The 1,592-nt window shown below is 38.1% G+C and carries 1 protein-coding gene; it reads left to right on the forward strand.

What is annotated here, in order from left to right:
• Nucleotides 1–137 precede the first annotated feature (137 nt).
• Nucleotides 138–1,511, forward strand: coding sequence for an IS4 family transposase (locus tag VSQ61_RS22630; RefSeq protein ID WP_159749856.1), 1,374 nt, complete (start codon nucleotides 138–140; stop codon nucleotides 1,509–1,511).
• The last annotated feature ends 81 nt before the right edge of the window (nucleotides 1,512–1,592 follow it).

Here is a 1,592-nt window from a genome sequence, read left to right on the forward strand (position 1 = left end):
ACTCAAACTTCGCACTTGAATAAGTACCTATGCACCTTGAAAATTCAATAATAACTGACATAAAAATAGCATGAAACCGTCTGGTTTTGATATAATTGAGTTGTTCAGAAACAATCATATATCCGGAGGCTCATGCTATGAATAAAAGTATAACACAAGACAATCAAAATGATAACCAGATTTCGAAATCTATCAGAAGATTTTTTACACGGTTTCATCTTTCTTCTGCATTGAAAACTGCTAATGCCTACAAAAAGAAGGGAATTTCTGCAGCACTGATTTTTCAGTATCTGTTTCTTTTGATATTTTCAAACAGAAGTATGTATATGAACCTGCTGATTGGAAAAGACTCACCGGATTTTGCAAAAGATACGGTTTATCGTTTTATGAAAATGCTCCAGATTAACTGGATTCGGTTCACAACGGTTTTATCCAGCCGAATCATTAGGGATGCCATTGCTCCACTTGATTCCGCAGACCGTGTCAACGTACTGATCATTGACGATTCCATGTTTGAACGTAACCGTTCCAAAAAAGTGGAACTTCTTGCAAAGGTATATGACCATGCAAAACATTGTTATAAATTTGGTTTTCGCATGCTTACATTAGGCTGGTCAGACGGAAGCACTTTTCTCCCGGTCAACAGTGTCCTTCTCTCCACCGAAAATAAAAAGAACAGAATCAATGAAGCAAAGGAAACGGATAAAAGAACGGTTGGATATAAGCGCCGTATGCTTGCTGTCAAGAAAGGAACGATCGCCATGCTGGAACTTTTAAAATCTGCTAAAAAGGCTGGTATTCCGGCTAAATACGTTCTGTTTGACAGCTGGTTCTCTTCTCCAAGCTCTCTTCATGCTGTCAAAGAAATCGGATATGATGTAATTGCAATGGTAAAGAAAACACCTAAAATGTTCTTCCGGTATAACAGCGAAGATATGCCGCTGACAACTATTTACAAGAAAAACAGGAAACGGCGTGGACGTTCCCGGTATCTGCTTTCCGTCATGGTAGATGTTGTAAAGGAAGGAAAAACCATCCCTGCCAAAGTGGTCTATATCCGTAACAAAAACAAGAGAAAGGAATATCTTTGTCTCATTTCCACAGACGTGAGTCTGAGTGAAGAAGAGATTATCCGCATTTATGGAAAACGTTGGGATATTGAAGTATTCTTTAAAGTCTGCAAGAGCTATCTTAATCTAAGTAAAGAATGCAGATCCCTATCTTATGATGCAATGACTGCCCATACAGCAATCGTTTTTACAAGATATATGATGCTTTCCCTGGAGAACCGGGAATCTAATGATACCCGTTCTATGGGGGAACTGTTTTTATACTTTTCTGATGAGATGTCTGATATCACATGGATACAGGCTTTTCAAATACTGCTTCAAATGTTCAGAACTCTGCTTGTGGATCAGATAGATATATCTGATGAAAAAATCGACGAGCTGGTAAAAGCATTTATGGATGCAATACCTGCACTTTTAAAATCGAAGCTGCAAGTGGCATAATTGACTGAACATTGACAACTAAATACTGCCAGATATTGAATTTTCAAGGTGCATAGCTAAAATCTATGTGCGAAGTTTGAG

Source organism: Candidatus Merdisoma sp. JLR.KK006, from assembly GCF_036941035.1.
GTDB lineage: Bacteria > Bacillota > Clostridia > Lachnospirales > Lachnospiraceae > Laedolimicola.

What these genes read in the sequence shown, in the direction of transcription:
- VSQ61_RS22630 (WP_159749856.1), top strand. Translation starts at nt 138, where the DNA reads ATGAATAAAAGTATAACACAAGACAATCAAAATGATAACCAGATTTCG.